This window comes from Modestobacter sp. SYSU DS0511 (assembly GCF_054050755.1).
This window is the reverse complement of record NZ_JBJGZY010000065.1, coordinates 1-7,624: the sequence shown is the minus strand read 5'-3', so window position 1 is coordinate 7,624 and position 7,624 is coordinate 1. Positions and strand designations below refer to the sequence as shown.

Genomic DNA, 7,624 nt, shown 5'->3' with positions numbered 1-7,624 from the left:
CCACGCCCCGCCCCCCCCCCCCCCCCCCCCCCCCCCCCCCCCCCCCCCCCCCCCCCCCCCCCCCCCCCCCCCCCCCCCCCCCCCCCCCCCCCCCCCCCCCCCCCCCCCCCCCCCGCCGCCGCCCCCCCCCCCCCCCCCCCCCCCCCCCCCCCCCCCCCCCCACGGTGAGCCAGGACGCCCCGCGGCTCAGCCGCGGGCGCGGAGCACGTCCTCGTAGACCGCGAGGGTCTGCGCGGCGATCGCCGGCCAGCCGAACTCGGCCAGCACCCGCTCCCGGCCGGCGCGGCCCATCGCCGCCGCGCGGTCGGGGGCGGCCAGCAGCTCGGTCATCCGCGCCGCCAGCCCGGCGGCGAACTCGGCCGGGCGCTCGGCGTCGTAGGGCACCAGCAGCCCGGTGCGGCCGTCGTCGACCACCTCCGGGATGCCGCCGACGGCGCTGGCCACGACCGCGGTGCCGCAGGCGGCGGCTTCCAGGTTCACGATGCCCAGCGGCTCGTAGACCGAGGGGACGACGAAGACCGTCGCCCCGGTGATCAGCGGAACCAGCTGCTCGCGCGGCACCATCTGCTCGATCCACACCACGCCGGTGCGCCGTCGCTGCAGCTCGGCGACGGCGTCGGCGACCTGCTGCCGCTCGGCCGGGGTGTCCGGCGCGCCGGCGCAGAGCACCAGCCCGGCCTCGGGCGGCAGCTGCTCGGCCGCGGCCAGCAGGTGCATCAGCCCCTTCTGCCGGGTGATGCGGCCGACGAACAGCGCGTACGGCCGGTCCGGGTCGACCCCGAGCGAACGGACGACGTCGGGCGCCTGCACCGGCCGGTAGGCCTGGGCGTCGACCCCGTTGCCCACGACGACGACCTTCGCCGGGTCGAGGTCGGGGTAGACCTCGAGCACGTCGGCCCGCATGCCCCGGCTGACCGCGATGACGGCGTCGGCGGAGTCGTAGGCGGTGCGCTCGACCCAGGAGGAGAGCCGGTAGCCACCGCCGAGCTGGTCGGCCTTCCACGGCCGCCGCGGCTCCAGCGAGTGGGCGGTGACGACGTGGGCGCTGCCGTGCACCAGCTGCGCCAGGTGACCGGCGTGGTTGGCGTACCAGGTGTGCGAGTGCACCAGCTCGGCGTCGACGAGGGCGGCGGCGATCTCCACGTCGGTGCCGACGGCCTGCAGCGCGCCGTTGGCCGACGTCAGGCCGGCCGGCACCCCGTGGCCGGTGGCGTCCGCGCGCGGGCCACCGAAGCAGTGGACGTCGAGCTCCGGCCCCTGCTCGAGCCCGCGGAGCGCGGCGACGAGGTGCTCGACGTGCACCCCGGCCCCTCCGTAGACGTCCGGCGGCCATTCCCGGGTGATCACTCCGACGCGCACGCAGCTCACCCTAGGTGGTGAGCGACCCCGTAGATGGGGCGAACTCCCGGAGGAGCCGTTACGGTCCGTCCATGCGTGGCGGTCCTCGGGTTCTCGGCATCGTGCTGGCAGGTGGTGAGGGGAAGCGGCTCGCCCCGCTGACCCAGGACCGGGCGAAGCCCGCGGTGCCCTTCGGGGGCAACTACCGGCTCATCGACTTCGTGCTCTCCAACCTGGTGAACGCCGACATCCGGCGGATCGCGGTGCTCACCCAGTACAAGAGCCACTCGCTGGACCGGCACATCACCACGGTGTGGCGGATGTCGACGCTGCTGGGCAGCTACATCACCCCGGTGCCGGCGCAGCAGCGGCTCGGCCCGCGCTGGTACACCGGCAGCGCCGACGCGATCTACCAGAGCCTCAACCTGATCTACGACGACCGGCCCGAGATCGTCGTCGTCTTCGGTGCCGACCACGTGTACCGGATGGACCCGGCGCAGATGATCGACCAGCACCTGGCCACCGGCGCCGGCGTCACCGTCGCGGGCCTCCGGGTGCCCCGCCAGGAGGCGACCGCCTTCGGTGTCATCGACGCCGACGAGAACGGCAAGGTGCGCCAGTTCCTGGAGAAGCCGGCCGACCCGCCCGGGATGCCCGGCAGCCCGGAGGAGACCTTCGCCTCGATGGGCAACTACGTGTTCACCACCGACGCGCTGCTCGAGGCGCTGCGGGTCGATGCCGCCGACGAGAACTCGGTGCACGACATGGGCGGGTCGATCATGCCGATGATGGCCGCCGCCGGGGACGCCTACGTGTACGACTTCAGCAGCAACGTCGTGCCCGGGGAGACCGAGCGCGACCACGGCTACTGGCGCGACGTGGGAACGCTGGACGCCTACTACGACTCGCACATGGACCTGGTGTCGGTCAGCCCGATCTTCAACCTCTACAACGAGCGCTGGCCGATCTACACCCTCCCCCCGATGCTGCCGCCGGCGAAGTTCGTGCTCGGCGGCCGCGCGGAGGAGTCGATGGTCAGTGCCGGGGTGATCATCGACGGCGGCTCGGTGCACGGCTCGGTGGTCTCCCCGGGCGTGCGGCTGGAGCGCGGCTCGCGGGTCGAGGGCAGCGTGCTGATGGACGGCGTGCACGTCGGCGAGGGCGCCGTGGTGCGCCGGGCGATCCTGGACAAGAACGTCGTCGTCCCGCCCGGGGCGCGGATCGGCGTCGACCTGGACCGCGACCGCGAGCGCTACCACGTGAGCGCCGGCGGGATCACCGTGCTCGGCAAGGGTGCCCGCGCCATCGGTTGATGAAGGACCTCCCTCCTCCCCACGCTTCGCGGGCTCAGCGCGGGCCCCGGGAGGGAGGCCGTTCCAGCAGCTCACCACTGATCGTGACGCTGCTGCTGGACGACGGCGCGCAGCAGCGGTTCGACCGGTTGCGGGCAGCGCACTTCCCGGCCCACCGCAACCACCTCGGCGCGCACGTGACGCTGTTCCACGCACTGCCGGGTGAGCGGCTCGCCGAGGTGCGCCGGGAGCTGGCCGACGCGGCTGCGCGCCCGCCCTTCGACGTCCGGGTCACCGGGGTGCGGATCCTCGGCCGCGGCGTGGCCTACGACCTGGCGGCCCCGGAGCTCACCGCCCTCCACGGCTGGCTGACCGCGGCGTTCGACGAGGTGCTCACCCGGCAGGACCGGCAGCCGCTGAAGGCGCACGTCACCGTGCAGAACAAGGTGGAGCCGGCGATCGCCCGCGCACTGCACGCGCACCTGGCGGCGGCGTTCACGCCCGAGGCGGTCCGCGCCCGCGGCCTGGGCCTGTGGCACCACCGCGGCGGCCCCTGGGAACCGGACTCCGAGTTCCCCTTCAGCTGCTGAGGGACCCCGTGCCGCGCACCGCCGCAGGCCGGGGGCGGGCCTGCGCCAGGCTCAGTCGCGCTTGGTGGCGACCAGCAGGCCGGCGCCGACGGGCAGGACGGCGCTGGTGAGCGCCTCGTCCTCGCGGATCGTGCGGGCCACCTCCCGCCAGGCGACGGTCTGCTCGTCTCGGGCGGCCCGGTCGGCGATCCGGCCGTCGGCGAGCAGCCCGTGGCAGACCAGCGAGCTCCCGCGGTGCAGCAGGCCGACGAGCCCGGGCAGCTGGCCGGACCACTCCAGCGGGGGGCCGGTGCAGACCACCAGGTCGTAGGCGCCGGGGGACAGTCGGGGGAGCACCTCGCCCGGCGTGCCGAAGATCAGCCGGGTGCGTCCCTGCGGCACCCCGGCGTCGGTGTAGGCCCGCCGCGCGGCGCGGACCTCGGCAGGGTCGGCGTCCAGCGCGGTGAGGACCCCGTCCCGGCGCATGCCCTGCAGCAGCCAGAGCCCGGCCACGCCACCGCCGCTGCCCAGCAGCACCACCGACCGGGCGTCGATCCCGGCCGCGAGCACGGCCAGCGTGGCGCCGACCGCCGGCTCGACCGGCACGGCGGTGCCGAACGCGAGCGCGGACGTCATCGCCCGGTGCCGGGCGGTGGCCACGGCGGGGGTCTCGGCTGCGTAGCCGTCGGCGAAGTCCGCGGGGCTGGTCGGGGACGCTCCGGGAGAGGGCGGTCCGCCGACGCTGGTCACCGCTCGAGCGTAGAGGCGGGGAGCGCGACCGCGCCTGGCCGGGGGCGCAACCTGTCAGCAGCCTGTGCGTCCGGCCGTGCGGGAACACCGCCGTGCCGTTCGGCCGTTGACCCGGTCGTGCGTCTCTCGCGTACCGCCCGCCCGTCCGCCGCCCCCGACCGGCCCACCCCCGCTGGGGAGGTGTCGGTGCCGGCCGTCTGCGATCCTGAGGGCGTGACCGCACCGGACGCCGCCAGCGGCGGCCCCCTGCCCGCGGGCGGTGTCCCCGCCGCCGACGGCTGGGTGGCGCCGACCTGGGAGCAGGTCGTCCGGGACCACTCGGCCCGCGTCTACCGGCTGGCCTACCGCCTCTCGGGCAACCAGCAGGACGCCGAGGACCTCACCCAGGAGACCTTCGTCCGGGTGTTCCGCTCGCTGGCCGACTTCTCCCCGGGCACCTTCGAGGGCTGGCTGCACCGGATCACCACCAACCTGTTCCTGGACATGGTGCGGCGCCGGCAGCGGATCCGCTTCGACGCGCTGCCCGAGGACACCGAGCGGCTGCCGGGTTCGGCGCCCTCGCCCGAGCAGGTCTACGCCGACACCCACCTCGACCCGCAGATCCAGGCGGCGCTGGACGCGCTGTCGCCGGAGTTCCGCGTGGCCGTCGTCCTGTGCGACATCGAGGGTCTGACCTACGAGGAGATCGCGGCGACGCTGGGCATCAAGCTCGGCACCGTGCGCTCCCGCATCCACCGCGGCCGCGTGCAGCTGCGCGAGGCGCTCGCCCACCTCGCCCCCCGTCGTCCGGTGCCCGCCGAGGAGGTCTCGTGAGCATCCCCGAGAGTCACCTCGCCCAGGAGGCGATCGCCGCCCTCGTGGACGGCGAGCTGTCCGGTGGGGCCGCCGGCCGCGCCGCCCGGCACCTGGCCGGCTGTGTGCAGTGCCGGATGGCGGTGGCCGCGCAGCGCGAGGCGAAGACCGCCCTCCAGCGCGACCAGGACGTGGCCGTCCCCGGTGACCTGCTCTCCCGGCTGAACGCCATCCCGTTCACCGCCGAGGTGAGCGGTCTCGGCGGCGGCGGCCTGAGCGCGGGCGGCGGAGGGCTGACCGCCACCGGGTCGGGCGGCTCCTGGGCGATCCCGCTGACCCCGAGCAGCCCGCCGGACCGCTCCGGGTCGGCCAGGTGGCTGCGCCGCGGCATGACCGGTGCCCTGGCCGGGCTCGGCGTGGGCGTCGCGGTGCTCGCCGCGGGGCTGCCCGCCACCGACGACCCGACCCGCCAGGTGCCCCCGCCGGGGTCGCTCGCCGGTGAGGTCCGCGACGTGGTGCCCACCGAGCGCACCGACGTCGTCCCGCCCGTCGTCCGCACTCTCACCGTCGGCTCGACCGCCTCGCTGCCTCCCGGCGGGACGCCCTGACCGAGAGCTCCGGCGGTCCCGACCGGCCCGGTGCCGGCGGTGCGCCGCACGTCCCCGCCGGCGACCGGCCCGAGGAACGCGCCGCCTACGCGCGCCCGGAGGGCACCGCCGGGGCGTTCGCCGACGACCACCCCCGGTTGGCCCCCACCCCGACCGACGCCCCTCCGCCGCCCCCGGCGCAGCAGGCCGCCTTCGGCCGGCCGGGCGACGTGACCGGCTCGTTCGCCGGTGACCGCCCGCAGGCCCCGCCACCCCCGGCCCCGCCCCCGCCGCCGGAGGCCGTGCTGCGGGCCTTCGCGCCGCGCGGCGGCGACCGTGGGCTCGGTGAGCCGCCCGGCGGCCGACCCGGTCCGCGCCGCACCGCGGCCGGCCCGTTCTGGAAGCGGGACGCGGAGAGCGACCCGTGGCGCGACCCGCACGCCCCCGCCGGCCTCGGTGCCCCCGCCGTCTACCCCGCCGAGGTCGACCAGCCCGGCCCGCTGGTGGTCGACGCCCAGGGCCGGCGCAAGGTGCGGCTGCGCGACCTGTCGGTGCGGCTCACCGTGCTGGCGCTGCTCGGCCTGCTCCTGGTCGGCATGGTCGGCGGCACCACCGCCTGGTGGCTGGGCCGCAGCGTCGACGAGCAGCCGCTGCTGTCCCCGGGCACCCAGCTCTCCCAGGTCTCACCCGGCGTCAGCCGGGAGCCCGGGTCGATCTCCGACATCGCCGCCCGGGTCATCCCCGCGGTCGTGTCGGTCGAGGTCCGGCTGGCCAACGCCGGGGCCACCGGCTCCGGCGTGGTCGTCGACGCCGACGAGGGCTACATCGTCACCAACAACCACGTGGTCTCCGGCGCCGCCGACGCCGACGACGCGGAGATCCGCGCGGTGTTCAGCGACGGCAGCGGGTCACCGGCCCGGATCGTCGGCCGCGACCCGGCCAGCGACCTCGCCGTCCTCAAGGTGGAGAAGCCCGGCCTGGTCGCCGCGGCGCTGGGCAGCTCCGACGAGGTCGTCGTCGGCGACGCGGTCGTCGCGATCGGCTCCCCGCTGGGGCTGGCCGGCACGGTGACCAGCGGCATCGTCAGCGCGCTGGACCGCCCGGTCCGGCTGTCCGGTGAGGGCAGCGACACCAACGCGGTCATCAGCGCCGTGCAGACCGACGCCCCGATCAACCCGGGCAACTCCGGTGGCGCGCTGGTCGACGCCAGCGGCGCGGTGATCGGCATCAACACCGCGATCGCCGCCGTCGGCGGCAACGGCACCACCGGCGGGTCGATCGGCCTCGGCTTCGCCATCCCGATGGACACCGTGCGCGACATCGCCGAGCAGCTGATCACCACCGGGTCGGCGGTGCACGCCACGCTCGGGGTGAACGCCCGCTCCGTCACCGACGGCACCCGCGACGGTGCGCTGGTGGTGAACGTCGAGCCGGGCGGTCCCGCCGCCGAGGCAGGTATCGAGGAGCAGGACGTCGTCATCGCCGTGGACGGCGAGCCGGTGGGCAGCTCCGAGGAGCTCGTCGTCGCCGTCGACGCCCACGAGCCCGGCGACACGATCACCGTCGAGGTGGTCCGCGGCGGCAGCTCGCGGGAGCTGCAGGCCACGCTCGCCGCAGCCTGACCCGCCCCGTCCCGGGCGGCCGGACACCGATCGTTCAGGCGGCGCTCGACTGGCTGACAGCTGGCGCACCTACGCTGGACACGGCCGCGGCGCGCGGTCGGTCAGCGAGGAGGAACGGTGTTCGACTCGATCGGCTGGGGCGAGATCATCGTCCTGGCGCTGGCCGCGCTGTTCATCTTCGGCCCCGAGCGGCTGCCCGGGCTGGCCAAGGACGCGGCCAGCGGGTTGAAGAAGGCCCGTTCGGCGCTCACCGGGATGCGCGGCCAGCTGCACGACAGCCTGGGCGACGACTTCGACTCCCTGCGCGACATCGACCTGCGCCAGTACCACCCCAAGACGTTCATCCGGCAACAACTGCTCGCCGACGACGACGAGCCCGTCGCGCAACGGGGGAGCGCCACCGGCAGCACCGGCCTCGCCGCCGCCGCGGCGGCCGGCGCCACCCGCCCCTCCCAGGTCGGCCGCAGCCGGGACTCCTCCGTCCCGCCGCCGTTCGACTCCGACGCCACCTGACACGCGGGCAGACCTGGGCACTTCGGCTGTTGAGGAGGGGACTCCGCCGGCCGCCACCTGTCCCGCGGACAGTCGTGGGGGGGGGGGGGGGGGGGGGGGGGGGGGGGGGGGGGGGGGGGGGGGGGGGGGGGGGGGGGGGGGGGGGGGGGGGGGGGGGGGGG

The 7,624-nt window shown here is 76.2% G+C and carries 8 protein-coding genes; 6 read left to right on the top strand and 2 right to left on the bottom strand.

All coding sequences use genetic code 11. The features are described 5' to 3' along the window. Positions 1–186 precede the first annotated feature (186 nt). A complete protein-coding gene (gene glgA, locus ACI783_RS19540; RefSeq protein WP_457141996.1) occupies positions 187–1,359 on the bottom strand; it encodes a glycogen synthase in 1,173 nt (390 codons plus the stop codon). A gap of 71 nt (positions 1,360–1,430) precedes the next feature. On the opposite strand from glgA, the gene glgC reads away from it, so the two are divergent. Next, positions 1,431–2,651: a glucose-1-phosphate adenylyltransferase gene (gene glgC / locus ACI783_RS19535; RefSeq protein WP_457141995.1), complete on the top strand. Its 1,221-nt coding sequence runs from the start codon at positions 1,431–1,433 to the stop codon at positions 2,649–2,651. 83 nt (positions 2,652–2,734) lie between these two features. Beyond that, positions 2,735–3,220, top strand: a complete 486-nt coding sequence (locus ACI783_RS19530) for a 2'-5' RNA ligase family protein (protein WP_457141994.1) — start codon at positions 2,735–2,737, stop codon at positions 3,218–3,220. Positions 3,221–3,271: 51 nt separating this feature from the next. On the opposite strand, the gene ACI783_RS19525 is transcribed toward ACI783_RS19530, so the two are convergent. Next, positions 3,272–3,949 carry an O-methyltransferase gene (locus tag ACI783_RS19525; RefSeq protein ID WP_457141993.1) on the bottom strand — a complete coding sequence of 226 codons (678 nt, stop codon included), beginning with the start codon at positions 3,947–3,949 and terminating at the stop codon, positions 3,272–3,274. 213 nt (positions 3,950–4,162) lie between these two features. Here ACI783_RS19525 and sigE point away from each other — a divergent pair, with 213 nt between their 5' ends. The 4 genes from sigE to ACI783_RS19505 all read left to right on the top strand — a co-directional run bounded on the left by sigE (position 4,163) and on the right by ACI783_RS19505 (position 7,463). Continuing rightward, positions 4,163–4,762: an RNA polymerase sigma factor SigE gene (sigE, locus tag ACI783_RS19520; RefSeq protein WP_457141992.1), complete on the top strand. Its 600-nt coding sequence runs from the start codon at positions 4,163–4,165 to the stop codon at positions 4,760–4,762. Beyond that, entirely contained in the window at positions 4,759–5,349 is a 591-nt protein-coding gene (locus ACI783_RS19515) for an anti-sigma factor family protein (protein WP_457085179.1), read from the top strand. The genes sigE and ACI783_RS19515 overlap by 4 nt, the downstream gene beginning before the upstream one ends. A 137-nt stretch (positions 5,350–5,486) precedes the next feature. Further along, positions 5,487–6,950: a S1C family serine protease gene (locus ACI783_RS19510; protein WP_457141991.1), complete on the top strand. Its 1,464-nt coding sequence runs from the start codon at positions 5,487–5,489 to the stop codon at positions 6,948–6,950. A 117-nt stretch (positions 6,951–7,067) separates the two neighbouring features. Beyond that, entirely contained in the window at positions 7,068–7,463 is a 396-nt protein-coding gene (locus tag ACI783_RS19505; RefSeq protein WP_457141990.1) for a twin-arginine translocase TatA/TatE family subunit, read from the top strand. Positions 7,464–7,624 lie beyond the last annotated feature (161 nt).

What these genes read in the sequence shown, in the direction of transcription:
- glgC (WP_457141995.1), top strand. Translation starts at nt 1,431, where the DNA reads ATGCGTGGCGGTCCTCGGGTTCTCGGCATCGTGCTGGCAGGTGGTGAG.